The organism is Mesorhizobium sp. WSM4312 (assembly GCF_002294875.1).
GTDB lineage: Bacteria > Pseudomonadota > Alphaproteobacteria > Rhizobiales > Rhizobiaceae > Mesorhizobium.
This window is the reverse complement of sequence record NZ_NSFU01000043.1, coordinates 1-17,904: the sequence shown is the minus strand read 5'-3', so window position 1 is coordinate 17,904 and position 17,904 is coordinate 1. Positions and strand designations below refer to the sequence as shown.

Below are 17,904 nucleotides of genomic sequence, written 5' to 3'. Positions count from 1 at the left end.
CGCGGGGTGGAGCAGCCCGGTAGCTCGTCAGGCTCATAACCTGAAGGTCACAGGTTCAAATCCTGTCCCCGCAACCAAATCAAAAAACGGCCCGCCTGGCTCAAACCAGCGGGCCGTTTTTGTTTTTAGGGCAACGATCGCCGACGACTGCCTCCCGCCCAGCGGTCCGCAAGCAGGCAAAGCCGAGGTGCCCCGATGTAAGTCTCCACTGACATTGCGAGCTGTGTGCCGCGTCACCCCCTGGCCTTGCCGCGTGCTCGCTTTCTCTCGGCGGCGACGAGCAATTCGACGAAGGCGCGCACCTTGGCAGGCCGGAAGCGGGCCGGCGGGAACACCGCGTGGATGCCGCCGGTCGGCAAGGCCCACTGCGCGAATATCCGCACAAGCCGACCCCCGACGATATCCTCATCGACCGCATAGTCGGGAAATATACCCAGACCGATACCTGCAAGCACGCAGGCATAGGCCGCCGGGCTTTTGTCGCAGACGACGACGGGATTGAGTTCGGTCAGCACCGTCTCGCCTTCTCTGGAAAACAGCCATTGGCCGACGCCGCGCAGCTGGGCATTGCCGACCCAGGCCAGCGATCGTGCCTGGTTCGGGTTCGCATCCGCGGGCAGGCTTGCCGCGAAGGCCGGGCTCGCAACGACGATCTGCCTAATCGTGCCCAGTCGCCGCGCCTGGTTGGAGGAATCGGTAAGCCAGCCAACGCGGATGCCGAGATCGATCTGCTCATCGACCAGATTGCTCACCGCGTCGTCGAAGATCGCTTCGACGCGCATTTGCGGATAGGCCTTCAGATATGCCGCCATGACCGGCGCCACCACTCTGGTGCCGTAGTCGAGCGGCGCGGTCAGCTTCAGAGTTCCGCTCGGCTCGACCGCGCCGTGCGAGATCTCGCCATAGGCCGCCTCCGCCTCGCGCAGGATGATCATCGCGCGATCATAAAAGAGGCGACCGTCTTCCGTCGGGGTGACGCGTCGTGTCGTGCGCTGCAGCAGCGTTGCGCCCAGTTCCTCCTCGAGCCTCCCGACCTGATGGCTGACCACGGCCTTGGCGACGCCAAGCCGGTCCGCGGCTGATGTGAACGAGCCGGTTTCCATCACGGTGGTGAAGTAGACGAGCCGATTGAGGTTCAGAAGGTCGGCCATGGCGACTGCTTTTGTCTGATCTGATCGGACAGTTTGTATTATTGGCTGGCATTTATCGCAAGACCTCCGTCTGCCACATACGGCCAAGACTTTTGGCGGCTCGTCAGCCGACAATCCGTACCGAGGATGGCAGCGATCGTGAGCAATTCAGATGTAACTTACCTTTTCGATCCGCTCTGCGGCTGGTGTTACGGCGCCACGCCGATGCTGGACAGGCTCTTGGCCAGCGGCTCGCGCATCGAGCTGCTGCCGACCGGCCTGTTCTCCGGTGCCGGGGCGCGGCCGATGGATGAAGGCTTTGCCGCCCATGCCTGGGCGAATGACCAGCGCATCGAGCGTCTGACCGGACAGAAGTTCACGCAGGCGTACCGAAACAATGTCCTCAATATTCGTGGCACCTTGCTCGACTCGCATGCCGCCACGCTCGGCATCAGCGCTGCCGCCCTCGAGGACCCCAACCGTCGGCTGAGCGCTCTGAAGGCTATCCAGCGCGCGCGTTATGTCGATGGCCGGGATATCGTGACTGTCGGAGGCGTGGCCGCCGTGCTCGCCGATGCCGGCATGGCCGATGCAGCAGCAATGTTGAAGGCGCCGACCGAAACCTTGCTGACGGCTCACGGCGAGCTGGTTGGCCGCGGCCGCACGCTGTTCCAGCGCCTGGACGCCAATGGCGTGCCTTCCCTCGCGATTATCCGCAACGATGCACCGCGCCTCATCGGCTCGAACGCGCTGTTCGGCAGCTTCGACAATCTCGTCGCCCATATCGCGGCGGCGTGATCCCCCAACTGACCCCAACAAGGACTGGAAAAGGACATGTCAAAAGTCGCTCTCATCGGTGCATCAGGCGCCGTCGGTTCGCGCCTGCTCAAGGAACTCTCCGACCGTGGCCATACGGTCACCGGTATTGCCCGCAACCCCGAAAAGATTGCCGCGCTGCCCGGCGTGACTGCGAGGAAGGGCGATGTCTTCGACAGGCAAGGTCTCGCCGACCTGATCCGTGGCCATGATTTGGTGATCAGCGCAGTGCATTTCCTGGACAGCGATTCCGACACGCTGATTGCCGCAGTGCGGGCTTCCGGCGTGAAGCGCTACCTCATCGTCGGCGGCGCCGGCAGCCTTGAGGTCGCGCCCGGTAAAAGGCTGGTCGACACCCCCGAATTCCCCGCCATCTACAAGGCCGAGGCACAGAAGGGCGCCGACTTCCTCGACAGGCTGAAAGCCGTCGGCGACCTCGATTGGACGTTCCTGTCGCCCTCCGCCATGTTCGTCCCGGGCGAGCGCACCGGCAAATTCCGCCTGGGCAAGGACACGCTACTGGCCTCCGACAAGGGCAGCAGCATCTCCTTCGAGGACTACGCCATCGTCATGGTCGACGAGATCGAGAAGCCTGCCCACATCAGGCAGCGTTTTACCGTCGGCTATTGATCAACCGGCGGCGGCCGTGTCTCGATCGAGGCCGGCCGACGCCAGCCGCATCAGGGCCAGCCGGCATCCCCGCTTCAATCGTTCGAATCAAGGCAGCCCAGCCGGGTCTTGCGAGACTCCTTCCCCACCAGCGTCGGCATGGATAATACTGTCGGCTTCGCGGAGGGCAGATCATGGAACAGAGCCGGCTGTCGAAGAAGGAGCGGCACGAGCTCATCCTGTCGGAAGTGCGCCGCTCGGCCTCGATCCGTGTTTCCAGGCTCGCTTTGCGCCTGGGTGTCGCCGGCGAAACGATCCGGCGCGACCTTATCGAGCTTGGCGATGCGGGGTTGCTCAACCGAACCTATGGCGGCGCGACGATCTCGCTGGTGACATCCGAGCCGGTGATCGCCGAGCGCAGCCAGACCATGATCGAGGAGCGGGCGCAGATCGGGCGCGGCGCGGCCGGACTGGTCGAGAAAGGCCAGATCGTGATGATCGATGGCGGCTCGACGACCTATGAGGTGGCGCGCAGTCTCTCGCAGCTGAAGCGGGAACTGACCATCATCACCAACTCCATCGGCGTGGCCTCGGTGGCCGGCGCCAATCCGAGCTTTCGGGTTATCCTGTGCCCCGGCACCTATGACAGCCGAGAAGCCAGCGTGGTCGGTGAGGATACGGTGGAATTCGTCAGGCGCTACAATGCCGACATTGCCATCATCGGCGCGTCGAGCCTGTCCGCGGAAGGGCCTAGCGACATGATCTCGGGAGCGGCGGCGGTCAAGCGGGCCATGATCTCTCGCGCGCTGTCCACAGCGCTTGTGGTGACCAACGACAAGTTCGGCCGCAACAGCCTCGAACGGATCTGCGCGCTCAGCGCGCTTTCCGACATCGTCACGGATCGTGCACCGCAACCGGCACTACGCGCGGTCATCGAAGCGGCCGGAACGGAACTTCACGTCTGTAGCGGCGACTGAACGGGTCTTCCGACTGTCTATGCGCCGCCGGCCATCGTCGCCCGCAACCAGGCCGTGATGGCATCGAAGTCGATGAGCTTCGTCGTGTCGACGTCGAAGAGCGGTCCGCGCCGCAGCGGTTCGGCGCGCTTGGCGAGCTCGATCAGTTCGGGAACATAGGCGGCACCGGGATGGCCGGCGGGGCGCTGGTCGAGGCGGGCGCCATAGCGCTCGGCAAGGACCTCGCCGGGCGCGTGGCACCAGATTTCGAAAGTCTGCTCGACGCCGGCCTTTCGCAGATGATCCTCGAGGACCTCGCGCGGCTGGAAGCCGAACCAGGCATCGACGATGAAGGTGGTGCCGGCAGGCGCTTCGCCGACCACCGACCAGATCGCCTGGTAGCTGGCGCGGCCGAGCGTGCGGTTGAACAGGCGGTCGCCGCCACCGAGCACTTCGAGAAAAGGGTTTTTGATCGTGTCGAGCGCCAGCAGCGGCCAGCCCATGCGATCAGCGATACCGCGCGAGACGCTGCTCTTGCCGCTGGCGGGGATGCCGTTGACGAGCACAGCGCGCCGCGAGCGGCTGGGCTGGGTCGAGGGCGACGTGTGCAACTCCCCCGCCAGCGCCTGGAGGCCGGCGCCGATCACCCCGGCGTCGTCGCCGAGTTGTGCCGGTTCGACCTGGCATTGATACCAGGGCGCCAGAGCCGGCGCGCGGCCGAGTGCTGCGTGGGCCGCCCGGCCAAGCCCGCCGCCAAGCAGCACCAGGTCGGGAGCGAGCATGGCAACGGCGGTGTCGATGGCGGCCCGCAGCGGTTTCACCCAGGCGTCCAGTATGCCGCGCGCCTGGATATCGCCGGCCGTATCGCGGGCAAAGAGTTGATCGACTGAAATGTCGGCGTCGAGGCCGGCGCGCGCAATGTGACGGCCGAGCGCGGTGCCCGAACTGGTGGTTTCGACGCAGCCGCGCCGGCCGCAGGCGCAGACCTCGCCATTGACGTCGACGGTGATGTGGCCGAGCTGACCCGCCGTTGCCGAACCTCGCGTAATCCGCCGATCCTGGGCGACGGCGCCGCCAATGCCGGTGCCGATGGTGAACATGACGATGTTGCCATGGCCGCGCCCGGCGCCGAGCGCCATCTCGGCGGCCAGCGCCATGTTGCAGTCATTGTCGATGACGACAGGCTTGCCTGTCATGTCTTCCAGGCGCTGGGCGAGCGCAACCGAGGCGAGGTTGACATAGCCGCCAGACAACACCGCGCCGCGCCGCGCATCGACGCGGCCCGGCACGCCGACACCGATGGCCTTCACATCCGGCGTGTCGAGAAGGCGCACCATGTCGGCGATGCGGCCGAGCACCAGCTCCGGGTCGGGCGCGCTCTTTTCGGAAACACGCTTGAGGATTTCACCGGTACCGGAAATGCGGGCGGCACGCAGATTGGTGCCGCCGATATCTATTCCTATGCTCTGAGGCATGGCGTCCCGCATCTGTTTTCGCGCAATTCCGGACGCAAAGCCGCTTCACACTTTCGCCGGAACAGCTCTCGTCCAACGCAGCTGTCAGGCAGCGGCTTTCTGCCGGTAGTGCCCGATCACGGCCTGGATTTCACGCAATCGCGGCACTGCGATGGTCTTAAGCCTTTCGCGCTGGATGTCACGGTCGAGCGAGATGCAATCCTTCCACAGCGAGCGGCCGGCGATGACGCCCGAGGCGCCATTCTGCATGGCGATCTCGACCTGGCCGAGAAAGGTCGCGTGGTTGACGCCGGCCGAAAGCACCGCCCAGGGCACGTCGCCGGCCATTTTGGTGATGTTGGCGCAGGCTTGCGGCGTCCCGGGGTAGGGAAGCTTCAGCACCTTGGCGCCACACTCCAGCGAAATCCTGGTGCCTTCCTCGACAAGCCATGGCGTCTTGGCCGCATAGTCCTCGGGGCTTTCCCCGTCGAGCTGGTAGGTCAGGAACTCGACGACCAGCAACAGGTCTTCCTGCCCGAAATCGGCGATGCACTGGCGCAGGATGGCGATGTTGTGCTCATTCGCCTCAGGCTTGTCGGCCCGCAGATACACCATGATCTTGCCGCCTGTGCCGCCGAGTGCGCGGACGCGGCGCGCGTCGATGCCGGGAACCAGGCGCGAAAGGCGGTAGCCTTCGGGAGAGATATCGAAACCGGAAGCGTCGAGGCCGATGAGCAGCGCCGTATCGCGGTTCAGGACGCCTTCGTCGACAATGCGCGGCACCGCGCAGAGCGGGTCGAGCAGCACGCAGGACGCCGCACTGGCGAGGTAGCGCGTGATGTCGGCCTTGGTGTCGCCGAGCATGTCATTGGTGATCTTGGCCTGTTCGTCCGGGTCCGACGCCAGCAGGGTCCGCATGCCGCCGCGCTGGTCGCAGGCGATGGCCACCATGGCCCCGTCCTTGCCACATATCTGCTGATAGCCGCGCAGTTCCGCGGTGGTCATCTTGGTCATGGTCTCAATCCGATGTTGGCGCTCTCCAGACGAAGGGCGCGGATCCCGTGGAAACAACGATGTTCAGTTCTGGCCGGCAGTGAGCCGTGACGCGCCATCGCCTTCGAAGAAAGCGCCTCGCCGGGCTCGCGGCCCGCCGCACGTTGCGAGTTGGCTGGATTTGCGCGATAACTCCCGTCGGCCTATGTGTATGTAACACGTTGCTGAAAGGAATTGCAAGCTGTCTTCCCCTCCCATCCAGGATGCGACCGCATCGCGGACGATGCTGCATACGGTGGCCAAGCTGCATTATGTGGAGGAGATGTCGCAGGTCGATATCGCTCGCCGGCTCGGAGTGTCCACCGCGACGATTTCGCGCTTGCTGCAGCGGGCGCGGGCCGAGGGCATTGTCCGCATCGAGGTTCTCGACCTGGCAACGCCGGAGGACATCACCAGGCAACTGATCGATGGCTTGAAATTGCGCGATGCCGCGGTGGTCGAGACGCCGGCGGCGGGCACGCTGGCGGCGCTCGCGGCACCCCTTGGCGGGCTGCTCAGGCAGGCGCAGCTGGTGGCGGGCTCCGTCGTCGCCATCGGCTGGGGGCGCGCCGTGCGCGAGGTCATCCGGGCCGGACTGCCGCGCATGCCCGGCGTGCTGACCGTGGCCGCCACCGGCGGCATGCAGCAGCAGGCGGCGCATTTTCAGGTCAATGAATTCGTGCGGCTCGCCGCCGAAGAGTTCGGCGGCACCCCGCATTTCATCCATGCCCCCTATCTGCCTTCCAGCGAATTGCGAGAGGTCTTCCTGCGCGACACCGCCATCCGCGATGCCGTCGCTTTGTGGGAGAGGACCGATGTCGCGATCGTCGGCATCGGCCTGCCGCATGCCATCAACGCCCCCGAGGCGAGCGCCGCCACGCCGAGCGAGCAGGCGCTGGTTCATGCCGCCGGCGACGTGCTTCGCCATTACTTCGATGCCGAAGGCACGCTGATTGCCTGGGAAGGGGAGAGCCGGATGATCGCCATGTCGCCGGCGCAGTTGCGCGCGGTGCCGCTGGTCATTGGCCTCGCCGCGTCGCCGGAAAAGGCGACGGCGATTATCGCCGCCGTTCGCGCCGGTCTCATCAACACGTTGGTGACCGATACCAAGACGGCGCAGGCCATCCTCGCGGCGTTCGCTTAACGGAATAATCCAGGCAGGACGCCGTCACGAAACCAGTTGTGCCGCCGAAAGCCGCGGGTGATAGTTGACCGGGGCTCTGCGGAGCAGTCGGATGTCGTTCGGTGTGAAAAGCCCGGCACTGCCAACTCGGAAAAACCGAGTTGCAATTTATTTCTGCAAAGTGTTACAAGTTCGAACGCCCGCCGGCAAGGCGAGGCGTGGGACACGGTTTGCCGGACCTCGCGGAGGCTAGGGAACGGGGCTGTGGCCCGGTGCGCCGGCGACTGACCGGCCGACATATCGACTGGAGGGCGCTTGGGAGGAGCTGCCCGCGAAAGGCAAACAGGCGTTCCCGGCCGTCGGCATCCGAACGGATGACGGCCATTCCAATGTCACTTGCAACGGCAGATCTGCCAACAATGAGGAGGATGTCATGAAAAAGATCGTTGCCGCGCTCGCGGCGCTCGCCGTCAGTGCCACGGTGCTGATCGCGCCCGCGCAGGCGCAGGACAAAAAATACACCATTGCGCTCATTCCGGGCCTGACCACGGACGGCTTCTACATCACCATGCGCAAGGGCGCCCAGGCGGCGGCCGACGCGCTTGGCGTCAATCTGGTCTTCCAGGGTGCGCCGGACTTCAACCCCGTCACCCAGGTGCCGGTGCTCGACGCGGTCATCGCCAAGAAGCCGGATGCGATCCTGATCGCGCCGACCGACAAGGTTCAGCTGGTCGAGCCGCTGCGCAAGGCCAATGACGCCGGCGTTCCGGTCATCACCGTCGACACTTTCATCGGCAGCGGCGTCTACCAGACCGGCGCCGGCGATGCCGATTTCCCGCTGTCCTACATCGCGTCGGACAATGTGCTGGGCGGCGAGATCGCGGCGCGGGCTTTGGCCACGTCCATTGGCGACAAGGGCAAGGTCTACGTCTCGAACGTCAAGCCCGGCATCTCCACCACCGACCAGCGTGAAGAAGGCTTCAAGAAGGAGATGGCCAAGCATCCGGGCATCACCGTGCTGGAAACCCAGTTCAATGATGACGACGCCAACAAGGCGGCTTCGCAGTTGCAGGCGGTGTTCGCGCGCAATCCCGACCTGGTCGGCGTCTTCGGCGCCAATCTGTTCTCGGCGCTGGGTGCCGCCAACGGCGTCAAGCAGGCGGGACAGACCGGCACGGTCAAGGTCGTCGCCTTCGATGCGCCGACCAGCATCGTCGACAACATCAACACCGGCCTGGTCGACGTGGCGATCGCCCAACATCCAGCCGAGATCGGCTATTACGGCGTCGTCTCGGCCTATGCCCACCTGACCGGCCATTCGATCCCGGTCACCATCGGCACCGGCTTCACGATCATGGACAAGTCCAACATCGCGGATCCGAACATCTCGAAGTATCTCTACTCCGAGTAAGTCCAGCACAGTCTGGCTCTTCCCGGCCCGCCGGGAGGAGCCTGCACCGGGTCCCTCGCCAATCGAGACCTGTTTGAAGGCGCCGCGGAGTATCCATGACCTCGACATCACCAGCCCAGCCTGCCGAGAAGCATGTCGCCCCTCAGGCCGACCATGGCGATCCGGCCCGAAGCCTGGTCGCACGCATCGCCGAAGCGCGCGCCTGGTTGTTCCTGGCCGGACTGCTCATCTGTTTCGAGGTCTGGTCGCGGCTCGCCTTCGGCGCGACCTTCGTCCTCAACCCGTTCAACCTGCAGTCCATCGCCATCTTCGCCGTGGCGCCGCTGCTGCTGGCGACCGGCCAGACCTTCGTCATCATTTCCGGCGGCATCGATCTGTCGCTCGGCTTCATCATGGGGCTGGCCGCCGTCATCGCCGCGCATGCCACCAATATAGCGGGCGCCACCATTCCCCTGCCGCTGGCCATGCTGGCCGGTATCCTTGCCTCGGTGATCGTCGCCAGCGTGCCGGGCGTCATCAACGGCCTGCTGATCTCGCGGCTCAAGGTGCCGCCTTTCATCGGCACGCTCGGCATGTTCGGCGTCGCGCGCGGCGCCGCCTTCCTGCTTGCCGGCGGCACCACCGTGCCGGTGCAGAACTCCTGGTTCGCGTTGCTCGGCAACGGCAAGTTCTATGGCATCCCTTATCTGGTGCTGATCACCGCCATCTTCGTCATCGTCATGCACTATCTGCTCAGCCAGACCCGCTTCGGCCAGCACAATTACGCCATCGGCGCCAATGTGCAGGCGGCGCGGCGGGCCGGCATCGACATCAGGGGCCACATATTGCGGCTCTATGTGCTGTCGGCGATGTGCGCCGGCCTTGGCGGCGCGCTCTATGCCGCGCGCTTCACGGCGGGCGCCGCACAGGCCGGCGAACCCCTGCTGCTCGACAGCGTCGCGGCGGTGGTGATCGGCGGCGCCAGCCTGTTCGGCGGCTCCGGCACCATCTTCGGCACCGTCGCCGGGGCGCTGGTGATCGCGGTCATCCAGTACGGGCTGGTCTTCGTCAATGTCGAGCCGTTCTGGCAGTTCATCGCCGTCGGCGTCGTCATCATCATTTCCGTCCTTATCGACCAGGCGCAGCGCCGGTTCAGTGGAGCCCGTCAGGATGAATAGCACCAACCAGAACACGCCCCTGCTGGAAGTCCGCAACCTGTCGAAGCACTTCGGCGCCGTGCGTGCGCTCAACGACTTCTCCATGGCCGTGCGGCCGGGCGAAGTGGTGGCGCTGGCCGGTGACAACGGTGCCGGCAAGACGACGCTGATCAAGGCGATATCGGGGGTGTTTCAGCCGACGGGTGGCGAGATACTGCTGCGGGGTCAGCCGGTGGCGTTCGCGACGCCGCAAGAGGCGCGCGAAAAGGGCATCGAGACGATCTACCAGGATCTGGCGCTCGCCGACAATCTGTCGATCGGCGCCAACATCTTCCTTGGCCGCGAACCGATGCGCAAGGCGTTCGGCTTCCTGCCGGTGCTCGACCGCAAGGCGATGGCCGAAGCGGCCAAGGCAACGATGGGGCGGCTGGATTTCCATGTCAGCCGGCTCGAGGCTCCGGTCAGCAATTTCTCCGGCGGCCAGCGCCAGGCCGTCGCCATTGGCCGCGCCGTCTACTGGGATGCGCAGATCCTGATCATGGACGAACCGACCGCCGCACTTGGCGTGCCGGAGCAGCGCAAGGTGATCTCGCTGATCCACCAGCTCAAGGCACAAGGACGCGGCGTGATCTTCATCTCGCACAATCTGCAGGACATCTTCGCTGTCTCGGACCGTATCGTCGTGCTGCGGCGCGGCGTCCAGGCCGGCGAGCGCAAGATTTCCGAGACCAACCATGATGAGGTCGTCAAGCTGATGGTCGGCGGTTAGGTGCATTGATATTCAGGTGATGCCGGTCTGCAAGGTGGTTTCCTGCGCTTCCGGCCTTCGCCGGCCGAAGCACTCGTGAACGGCGTGGCAGCTAAGGCTACCGCTGGGCGTAGGCCGGTGCTCACCTATCTCAACACACCTTAGAACTGCTTAGCCGGCATCGCGATTGGTCAGCGTGATGTGGCAGCAGCCGGAGCCGTGACCGGGCGTCCAGGTGACATTGTCGAAGCGCACGCCGGTCGCCTCGAACAGGCCGCGGTCGAAGGCGCCGGCGATGCGGCAGAGCGTGGCGAGCCTTTCGTCGCCAACGCCGGCCTCGACCCAGGCGTCTTTCAGCGGGCAGCGTTTGACCTTGAAAGCGATGCGGTCGTCGCCGCGTTCGACATCGGTCGGATACAGCAGGCCGCCATCCGGGCTGACCGCCAGGAAGGCTTGGCCGATGGCGCGTGCATCGTTGGCGCCGAAGCTGGCGAAGGCAGCCGCCGCCACTTCCTTGCCGCGCTGCTCGATAGCGTGGATCATGATCGCCTCCGCCTTGTCAGAACCCAGCTCTCCGGTCAGTTCTTCGAGGAACAGTCGGTAGAGGTCGGCGCGGTTGCGGAAGGCCGAATCGAGTTCACGCGACAGCTTTTCGGCTCTGGCTTCGGGAGCGGTCATGATGCGTCCTGTGTGGTTCCTTTGAGCCTTGGTGCTGCCGCCACCAACGCCTTGCCGATGGCCGATTGCGGGGCGTCGATGACGGCGCGAGCATCGCCGCTCTCGGCGATCCGGCCGGCATCGAGAAGGATGACGCGGTGGGCGACGGCGCGCACGACGCCGAGATCATGGGAAATGAAGAGATAGGCGATCCGTTCCTGCCTTTGCAGGTCCAGCAAAAGGTCGAGGATCTGGCCGCGCACCGAGACGTCGAGTGCCGAGACCGCCTCGTCGAGCACGATCAGCGATGGTCTTGCGGCGATGGCGCGGGCGATGGCGACGCGCTGCCGCTGACCGCCGGAGATTTCGTGGATGGCTCGCGGCGCGAGATCGGCCGCCAGCCCGACCCGCTCGAGCAAGGCGGCGATGCGGCGCGGCCGCTCGATGCGGGAGGCGATACCGTGGATGCGCAAGGGATCATCGAGGACACGCGCCACGGTGGCGCGCGGGTTGAAAGCGGCAAGCGGATCCTGGAACACTGTTTGCAGACGCGCGCGGCGCGCTCTGAGCGTTGCGCCGCGCAAGGCCAGGAAGTCGTCGCGCTCGAATTCAATGGCGCCAGCGTCCGGCTCGATCAGGCGCAGCACCAGCCGGGCGATCGTCGACTTGCCGCTGCCGGAAGGGCCGGCCAGCGCCAGTGTTTCGCCGGGCTCGATGTGAAAAGAGACGTCGTCGACCGCAATGACGGTCTTGCCGCCGCGACGGTAGCGTTTGGTGAGGCTGGACACGGCGAGCAGGCTCATGCGGACAGCCCGGCTCGGTTCAGCAGCGGTACGGCGTCGAGGCCGATATGGGCGTCGAGCAAGGTGCGGGTGTAGGCTTGAGCTGGGGCGTCGACAATCCGTGCCGTCGTGCCGAGTTCGACGAGTTGGCCATGGCGGAACACGGCAATGCGCTCGGCGAGTTCGGCCGCCAGCGCAATGTCATGGCTGATGAACAGCAGCGTCATGCCGTCTTCAGCCACCAGATGGCGGATCAAGGCGACGATCTTTGCCTGCACGATGGTGTCGAGCGCGCTGGTCGCCTCGTCGGCGATCAGCAGTTTCGGCCCGGCCGCGATTGCGGCGGCAATCGCCACGCGCTGCTTCTGGCCGCCGGAGAGCTGGTGCGGGAAGGCGTGCAGGGCCGAATCCGGGTCGGGCAGGCGGACGCGTTCGAGCAGGGTTTTGGCCTTGGCGTATGCCTGGGACCAGGTGAGGCCGACATGGGTGCGGGCGACTTCGGCGATCTGTTTGCCGATGGTCATCACGGGATCGAGGCTCGCGGACGGATCCTGGAAGACGAAACCGATGTCGCGGCCAAGGAGGGGTGCGCGACCAAGGCCGGGCCATTCAATTCTTCCGCCAACCGCTGATGAAGCCGGCAGCAATCCCGCAATCGCCAGCGCCAGCGTGCTCTTGCCGGAGCCGCTTTCGCCGATGATGGCCAGGCGCTCGCCAGCCAAGATGTCGAGGCTGATGTTCTTCAGCGCCGCCACGACGTTGCCGTCGCGGCGATAGGTCACCGTCAGGTCGCGGATCGAAGCGAGCGCGCTCACGACAGACCTCTCCTGACCGCTGTCGTCTCGACAATGCCTTCACCGGCGAGATAGACGCCGAGCACTGTCAGCACCAGCGCGATACCTGGCATGATCGACAGGAAGGGCGCGGTGCGCAGCACGGCACGGCCCTCGGCGATCATCCCGCCCCAGGTGACACGGTTAGGGTCGCCGAGGCCGAGGAAGGATAGCGCCGCCTCGGTGAGGATGGCGGCTGCGACGATCACCGAGGACATTGCCAGCACTGGCGGCAGGGCGTTGGGCAATACCTCGCGAAAGGCGATTTCGAGCGGATGCATGCCGATGGCACGCGCGCTGGCGACATAGTCGCGTTCGCGAATGGAGAGGACTTCCGCGCGGGCGATACGGGCCGGGCCAGGCCAGGTGCCGAGCGCGATGGCGATCACGACGATGCCGAGCGATGGGCCAACGACGCTGACGAAAGCCAGCGCCAGCAGGAAGCTCGGCACGGTCTGGAAGGCATCGGTGATGCGCATCAGCACCTCGTCGACGAGGCCGCCGGCAAAGCCGGCAAGCGTGCCGACCACCGAGCCGATGGCAAGTGCCGCCGCGGCCGCCGCAAGGCCGACAGCGAGCGAGGTGCGGGCGCCGTGAACGAGTTCGGCCAGCACGTCGCGGCCGAGCCGATCGGTGCCGAGCGGCAGCGACCAGTCCTGGAAGGGCGGCAGCAGCGTCGGGCCGGCGATGGCTTGAGGATCGCCGGGAAACAGCAGCGGTGCGATGAGCGCCATCGCAATCAGTGCGGCCAGCAGGATGGCGCCGGCGACCGCCTCGGGGGTGCGCAGGAAACGGCGGATCAGGCTCATGCGCCGGCCTCGCCGGCGCCGACGCGCGGATCGAGGAAGGCATAGGCGATGTCGACCAGCAGGTTGATGACGACGACCAGGACGGCGCTGGTGAGGATGATGCCGAGCAGCAGGGGCGTGTCGCGCGAAGCCACCGCTTCCTGTGCCAGCCGGCCGAGACCCGGTACGGAAAAGACGCTCTCGATGACGACGCTGCCGCCCAGCATCTGCGCCGACTGCAGGCCGAGCATGGTGATGAGCGGCAGCAGCGCATTGCGGGCGACGTGGGCGAGCACGACGCGGCGGCGCGACAGTCCCCTGGCGCGGGCGGCGAGGACAAAATCCTGCCGCCAGGCTTCGGCCATCCCGGCCCGCATCATGCGCAGATAGAGCGCGAGGTAGATGAAGCCGAGTGCGGCCACCGGCAGGATGAGATGGATGGCGATGTCGGAGGCGCGGTCGAGGCCGGTCTTGTCCGAGGCGACCGTCTCGATGCCGCCGATCGGCAGCCAGCGCAGGTCGACGGCGAAGACGACGATCAGCACCAGGCCGAGCCAGAAACCCGGCACGGCATAGAGCGCCAACGAGCCAATCGACAGGACGCGGTCGCGGGCGCTGCCGGGCCTTGCGCCGGCATAGATGCCCAGCGCAGAGCCCAGCCCGAAGGACAGCGCGGTGGCGCTGACCATCAGCAGCAGTGTGTTGGGCAACCGTTCGAGGATCACGTCGCGGATCGGCCTGGAGAAGGTCACCGACTGGCCGAGATCGAGATGCAGCAGCGCCCAGAGATAATTGGCGAGCCGCGTCAGTTCCGATTGGTCGAGGCCCCAGCGATGGCGCAGCAATTCGATCATGCCGGCGTCGCCGCCGGTCGAGACGATGTAGGCGTCAACGGCATCGCCGGGGGCTGCTTCGAGCAGCAGGAACGTGCCGATGACGACGATCAGCAGCACGAAGACGCTGCCGACGAGACGGCGGCGGAGAAGGATGAGGGCGCGGGTCACGTTGGCTTACCCTCCCCCTTATGGGGAGGGTCGATCCGCGAAGCGGAGCGGGGTGGGGTCTTCAGGTTCGCGCCAGTACCCCCACCCCGCCGACTGGCTGCCGCTTCGCAGCATCCACTCGTCGACCCTCCCCACAAGGGGGAGGGTAAGGCGGGTGCTTTCCGGCAGGACAAGAGGGAGCATGAGGGAACTCTCATCGCCGATGATGAGCACTCACTCAAACGATGCGCAAGCATCCGCGATGATACCGCTAGTCCGCCAGATACGTGTCCGCCCAGTTCGAGACCGCCCAGCGCGGATTGTTGGCAATATTGCCGACCGTGTCTCGCGCGACGCTGATGAAACTCCATTCAGCAACGTTGATCAGCGGCAGGTCGGCGGCCACCTCTTTCTGGAACTCCTTGTAGAGGTCCGTGCGGGCCGTCGTGTCGAGCGTTTCCGAGGCCTTGGCGATCAGCGCGTCGAGAGCGTCGTTCTTGTAGCCGCCCTGGTTGGAGAACGGCACGCCGTCGGGAATGCCGCTCTGGACCAGGATGGTGGTCGAGATCGCCGGGTCGCCGCGGAACACCGGCGGGCCGACGGCGAGGTCGAAGGCGTGGTCAGTGTAGACGGCCTTGATATGCGCGGCGGAGTCGTTGTTGACCAGCTGCGCGTCGATGCCGATGGCCGCGAGCGCCTGACGCAGATAGTCGCCGAACTGCTTGGTCTCGTTGAAATAGGGTGCCGGCAAAAGTTTGAGCGAGAAGCGGTTGCCGTCAGCACCTTTCTTGTAGCCGGCCTCATCGAGCAGCGCGTTGGCCTTGGCGGCGTCGAAGGCATAGGTCGGGACATCGGCGGTGTAGAATTGCGGATCGTTCTTCGGTACCGGGCCGGTGGCGGTCGCGGCATAGCCGAGGAATACCGTCTTGACGACGAAGTCCTTGTCGATGGCATGCGCGATCGCCTGGCGCACTTTCAAATCGGCCAGTTCCTTGCGGCGATGGTTGATCTCGACGACGAGCTGGTAGGTCAGCCCCTCATAACCCTTGGTGATCACCTTCAGGCCCGGCACCTTGGAGATGCGGTCGAGGTCGGCCAGCGGCACGGCGGAGAAGGCGGCGAGCTGGATCTCCTCGGCTTCCAGCGCGCTGGCGGCCGAGGTGCGGTCGGGCAGCACCTGGTAGATGATCTCGTCGAGATAGGGTTCGTCCTTGCCCCAATAGTCGGTGTTCCTGGTCAGCCGGTAATATTGGCCGGCCTTGTACTCGCCGAACTTGAACGGGCCGGTGCCGATCGGCGCGGTGTTGGCCGGGTTGTCCTCGATCTTGCCGACCTCGTAGATGTGTTTCGGCACGACGCTGCTCAGCGCCGGCAGTGCGTTGCGGATCAGCTGGAACGGCGTCGGCTTGGCGAATTTGAACACCGCGGTGAGATCGTCAGGCGTCTCGACGCTGGCCAGATCCTTGAACACGGTGCGGCCGAGATTCTGCAGCGGTTTCCAGATCTGCAGGGCCGAGAAGGCGACATCGGCCGAGGTGAACGGCTTGCCGTCATGCCATTTGACGCCGTCGCGCAGCTTGAACGTCGCCGACAACCCGTCGGCGGCACCTTCCCAGCTCAGCGCCAGGCGTGGCGCGAGCCCGTCCTTGCCGTCGAAGGAGGCTTCGGCCAGCGTCTCGACGATCTTGCTGGAGATGAAGAAGACGCCGTTGGAGGCGACGATCGCCGGGTTGAGGTTGCGCGGCTCGGAATCGGCGGCGAGCACCAGGCGGCCGCCCTTTTTCGGTGTCTGCGCCCAGCCCAATGTCGGCATGGCCGTGGAGGTCAGCAGCATCGCCGAGCCGGCAAGCATCTTGCGTCTCGAAATCGTGAAACCTGACATGATCGAACTCCGTCCTCTCCGCGACCCGATCGGCGCGACAACACCCCTCGAATGCCGCCATCGGCATCCTTGCGGCGGCGATTATGAGCCTTGCCGAGGGTTTCGCCAGAGACGGAATTGGCGCATCCTTGCTTGGCTTTGAAATTTTCGTCTGCTGGACCAGTTCAAGAGAACGGGTTCAATTCGATCTATCTGGTAGGACCAGTTTTGGCGAATACGCGACGGATGACGAGTTGGTGACCGTTTCGCTGCGCCGCTGGCGTATTTCTGGCTAGACCAGAGCGGGCAAAATGGTGCAGATATGATCCACAGCCAGAGGATTGGCAGCGGAACAGCGTCGATCCCAGGCAAATTCAGGGAGAGAGAGATGAACATTGCGCCGGGCAAGAATGCCGTCAGCAATATTCCGTTCGACCAGGCCAGGGTCGACCGGCTGATGGAGGAGGCCGGCATCGATGTGCTGCTCGCGACCTCCAAGCACAACACGCAATATCTGCTGGGCGGCTACAAATTCATCTTCTTCGCAGCCATGGATGCGATCGGCCACAGCCGTTACCTGCCGATCGTCGTGTACGAAAAAGGCGGACCGGATCACGCGGCCTATATCGGCAACCGCATGGAAGGCGGCGAGCACCAGAACAACCCGTTCTGGACACCGACGCTGCATGCCGCTTGCTGGGGCACGCTCGATGCCGCCAACCTAGCCGTCGAACATCTGCAAAAAATCGGCAAGGTTGCTGCGCGCATCGGCATCGAGCCCGGCTTCCTGCCGTCGGACGCCTACGCGCTGATCCGCAAGGCATTGCCGGAAGCGAAGCTGATCGACGCCACCGACATGCTGGAGCGCATGCGCGCCATCAAGACCGATGCGGAGCTGGAGAAGCTGCGCACGGCCTCCGAACTGATCACCGATTCCATGCTGGCAACCATCGCCTGGGCGCGCGAAGGCACGACCAAGGCCGAGATGATCGAACAGCTGCGGCGCGAGGAGACCAATCGCGGCGCGCATTTCGAATATTGCCTGCTGACGCTAGGCTCCAGCCACAACCGCGCCGCCTCGCCGCAGGCATGGAAGAAGGGCGAGGTGCTGTCGATCGATTCCGGCGGCAATTATCACGGCTATATCGGCGACCTCTGCCGCATGGGCATTCTGGGCGAGCCAGATGCCGAACTCGAGGACCTGCTGGCCGAGGTCGAAACCGTGCAGCAGGCGGCGTTCTCCAAGGTGAAAGCCGGCACGCTGGGCGGCGACATGATTTCTCACGCCGAGGGTGTGCTGAAGGCATCGAAGGTTGCGTCCTATACGGATTTCTTCGCCCATGGCATGGGGCTGATCACGCATGAAGCGCCGTTCCTGATGACCAACCACCCGGTGGCCTATGAAGGCACCTATGCGGCAAAGCCGCTGGAAAAGAACATGGTGCTGTCGGTCGAGACGACCATGCTTCATCCGACGCGCGGCTTCATCAAGCTGGAGGACACGCTAGCGGTGACAGACACCGGCTATGTGATGTTCGGCGACCGGGGTCGGGGGTGGAACAGGGGCTGTCTCTTATACACATCT

18 protein-coding genes and 1 tRNA gene are annotated in these 17,904 nt (G+C 65.1%); 10 read left to right on the top strand and 9 right to left on the bottom strand.

Annotation, left to right across the window (positions count from 1 at the left end; genetic code table 11):
- Positions 1-77, top strand: a tRNA-Met gene (locus tag CK228_RS34390).
- Positions 78-233: 156 nt separating this feature from the next.
- On the opposite strand, the gene CK228_RS34385 is transcribed toward CK228_RS34390, so the two are convergent.
- Entirely contained in the window at positions 234-1,151 is a 918-nt protein-coding gene (locus CK228_RS34385) for a LysR family transcriptional regulator (RefSeq protein ID WP_095772381.1), read from the bottom strand.
- Between the two features lie 138 nt (positions 1,152-1,289).
- Here CK228_RS34385 and CK228_RS34380 point away from each other — a divergent pair, with 138 nt between their 5' ends.
- The 3 genes from CK228_RS34380 (at position 1,290) to CK228_RS34370 (ending at position 3,532) form a co-directional block, all read left to right on the top strand.
- Positions 1,290-1,928: a DsbA family protein gene (locus CK228_RS34380; RefSeq protein WP_095790645.1), complete on the top strand. Its 639-nt coding sequence runs from the start codon at positions 1,290-1,292 to the stop codon at positions 1,926-1,928.
- A 36-nt stretch (positions 1,929-1,964) separates the two neighbouring features.
- Positions 1,965-2,576 carry an NAD(P)-dependent oxidoreductase gene (locus CK228_RS34375; RefSeq protein WP_095772382.1) on the top strand — a complete coding sequence of 204 codons (612 nt, stop codon included), beginning with the start codon at positions 1,965-1,967 and terminating at the stop codon, positions 2,574-2,576.
- Between the two features lie 173 nt (positions 2,577-2,749).
- Positions 2,750-3,532, top strand: coding sequence for a DeoR/GlpR family DNA-binding transcription regulator (locus tag CK228_RS34370; protein WP_095790643.1), 783 nt, complete (start codon positions 2,750-2,752; stop codon positions 3,530-3,532).
- 17 nt (positions 3,533-3,549) lie between these two features.
- Here the strand turns inward: CK228_RS34370 and CK228_RS34365 are convergent, their stop codons facing one another.
- Positions 3,550-4,986, bottom strand: a complete 1,437-nt coding sequence (locus tag CK228_RS34365) for an ROK family protein (RefSeq protein WP_245438184.1) — start codon at positions 4,984-4,986, stop codon at positions 3,550-3,552.
- A gap of 84 nt (positions 4,987-5,070) precedes the next feature.
- Positions 5,071-5,979, bottom strand: coding sequence for a tagatose-bisphosphate aldolase (locus tag CK228_RS34360; protein ID WP_095790641.1), 909 nt, complete (start codon positions 5,977-5,979; stop codon positions 5,071-5,073).
- Between the two features lie 262 nt (positions 5,980-6,241).
- Between CK228_RS34360 and CK228_RS34355 the strand changes: the two genes are divergently transcribed.
- From CK228_RS34355 to CK228_RS34340, 4 genes are all read left to right on the top strand, one after another.
- Positions 6,242-7,141, top strand: a complete 900-nt coding sequence (locus CK228_RS34355) for a sugar-binding domain-containing protein (protein ID WP_095772386.1) — start codon at positions 6,242-6,244, stop codon at positions 7,139-7,141.
- A gap of 412 nt (positions 7,142-7,553) precedes the next feature.
- A complete protein-coding gene (locus tag CK228_RS34350; protein WP_095772387.1) occupies positions 7,554-8,531 on the top strand; it encodes an ABC transporter substrate-binding protein in 978 nt (325 codons plus the stop codon).
- A 95-nt stretch (positions 8,532-8,626) separates the two neighbouring features.
- The gene (locus CK228_RS34345) at positions 8,627-9,688 is read left to right on the top strand and encodes a ribose ABC transporter (RefSeq protein ID WP_095790640.1); all 1,062 of its coding nucleotides are present in this window, start codon (positions 8,627-8,629) and stop codon (positions 9,686-9,688) included.
- Positions 9,681-10,436, top strand: coding sequence for an ATP-binding cassette domain-containing protein (locus tag CK228_RS34340; RefSeq protein WP_095790639.1), 756 nt, complete (start codon positions 9,681-9,683; stop codon positions 10,434-10,436). The genes CK228_RS34345 and CK228_RS34340 overlap by 8 nt, the downstream gene beginning before the upstream one ends.
- A gap of 150 nt (positions 10,437-10,586) precedes the next feature.
- Here CK228_RS34340 and CK228_RS34335 read toward each other — a convergent pair whose 3' ends face one another.
- The 6 genes from CK228_RS34335 to CK228_RS34305 all read right to left on the bottom strand — a co-directional run bounded on the left by CK228_RS34335 (position 10,587) and on the right by CK228_RS34305 (position 16,340).
- Complete coding sequence (locus CK228_RS34335; RefSeq protein ID WP_095790638.1) at positions 10,587-11,093, bottom strand: L-2-amino-thiazoline-4-carboxylic acid hydrolase; 507 nt, start codon at positions 11,091-11,093, stop codon at positions 10,587-10,589.
- The gene (locus CK228_RS34330) at positions 11,090-11,875 is read right to left on the bottom strand and encodes an ATP-binding cassette domain-containing protein (RefSeq protein ID WP_095790637.1); all 786 of its coding nucleotides are present in this window, start codon (positions 11,873-11,875) and stop codon (positions 11,090-11,092) included. The genes CK228_RS34335 and CK228_RS34330 overlap by 4 nt, the downstream gene beginning before the upstream one ends.
- Positions 11,872-12,669: an ABC transporter ATP-binding protein gene (locus tag CK228_RS34325; protein WP_179296132.1), complete on the bottom strand. Its 798-nt coding sequence runs from the start codon at positions 12,667-12,669 to the stop codon at positions 11,872-11,874. Before CK228_RS34325 ends, CK228_RS34330 begins: the two co-directional genes overlap by 4 nt.
- Positions 12,666-13,496 (bottom strand): ABC transporter permease, encoded by an 831-nt coding sequence (locus tag CK228_RS34320; RefSeq protein ID WP_095790636.1) that lies wholly within the window; start codon positions 13,494-13,496, stop codon positions 12,666-12,668. The genes CK228_RS34325 and CK228_RS34320 overlap by 4 nt, the downstream gene beginning before the upstream one ends.
- Complete coding sequence (locus tag CK228_RS34315) at positions 13,493-14,479, bottom strand: ABC transporter permease (RefSeq protein WP_095772394.1); 987 nt, start codon at positions 14,477-14,479, stop codon at positions 13,493-13,495. Before CK228_RS34315 ends, CK228_RS34320 begins: the two co-directional genes overlap by 4 nt.
- 250 nt (positions 14,480-14,729) lie before the next feature.
- Positions 14,730-16,340 (bottom strand): ABC transporter substrate-binding protein, encoded by a 1,611-nt coding sequence (locus tag CK228_RS34305; RefSeq protein WP_095790634.1) that lies wholly within the window; start codon positions 16,338-16,340, stop codon positions 14,730-14,732.
- Positions 16,341-16,423: 83 nt separating this feature from the next.
- Here CK228_RS34305 and CK228_RS35115 point away from each other — a divergent pair, with 83 nt between their 5' ends.
- On the top strand, positions 16,424-16,615 hold the full coding sequence (locus tag CK228_RS35115; RefSeq protein WP_143750660.1) for a hypothetical protein: 192 nt from the start codon (positions 16,424-16,426) through the stop codon (positions 16,613-16,615).
- Positions 16,616-16,707: 92 nt separating this feature from the next.
- Positions 16,708-17,904, top strand: a 1,197-nt coding sequence (locus tag CK228_RS34300) for a Xaa-Pro peptidase family protein (RefSeq protein ID WP_143750659.1), incomplete at its 3' end; no start/stop codon positions are given.

Coding starts and splice junctions, on each gene's coding strand:
- CK228_RS34305 (WP_095790634.1), bottom strand. CDS start 16,340: ATGTCAGGTTTCACGATTTCGAGACGCAAGATGCTTGCCGGCTCGGCG.
- CK228_RS34320 (WP_095790636.1), bottom strand. CDS start 13,496: ATGAGCCTGATCCGCCGTTTCCTGCGCACCCCCGAGGCGGTCGCCGGC.
- CK228_RS34370 (WP_095790643.1), top strand. CDS start 2,750: ATGGAACAGAGCCGGCTGTCGAAGAAGGAGCGGCACGAGCTCATCCTG.
- CK228_RS34330 (WP_095790637.1), bottom strand. CDS start 11,875: ATGAGCCTGCTCGCCGTGTCCAGCCTCACCAAACGCTACCGTCGCGGC.
- CK228_RS34365 (WP_245438184.1), bottom strand. CDS start 4,986: ATGCCTCAGAGCATAGGAATAGATATCGGCGGCACCAATCTGCGTGCC.
- CK228_RS35115 (WP_143750660.1), top strand. CDS start 16,424: ATGAGCCTTGCCGAGGGTTTCGCCAGAGACGGAATTGGCGCATCCTTG.
- CK228_RS34335 (WP_095790638.1), bottom strand. CDS start 11,093: ATGACCGCTCCCGAAGCCAGAGCCGAAAAGCTGTCGCGTGAACTCGAT.
- CK228_RS34345 (WP_095790640.1), top strand. CDS start 8,627: ATGACCTCGACATCACCAGCCCAGCCTGCCGAGAAGCATGTCGCCCCT.
- CK228_RS34385 (WP_095772381.1), bottom strand. CDS start 1,151: ATGGCCGACCTTCTGAACCTCAATCGGCTCGTCTACTTCACCACCGTG.
- CK228_RS34350 (WP_095772387.1), top strand. CDS start 7,554: ATGAAAAAGATCGTTGCCGCGCTCGCGGCGCTCGCCGTCAGTGCCACG.
- CK228_RS34340 (WP_095790639.1), top strand. CDS start 9,681: ATGAATAGCACCAACCAGAACACGCCCCTGCTGGAAGTCCGCAACCTG.
- CK228_RS34375 (WP_095772382.1), top strand. CDS start 1,965: ATGTCAAAAGTCGCTCTCATCGGTGCATCAGGCGCCGTCGGTTCGCGC.
- CK228_RS34355 (WP_095772386.1), top strand. CDS start 6,242: ATGCTGCATACGGTGGCCAAGCTGCATTATGTGGAGGAGATGTCGCAG.
- CK228_RS34360 (WP_095790641.1), bottom strand. CDS start 5,979: ATGACCAAGATGACCACCGCGGAACTGCGCGGCTATCAGCAGATATGT.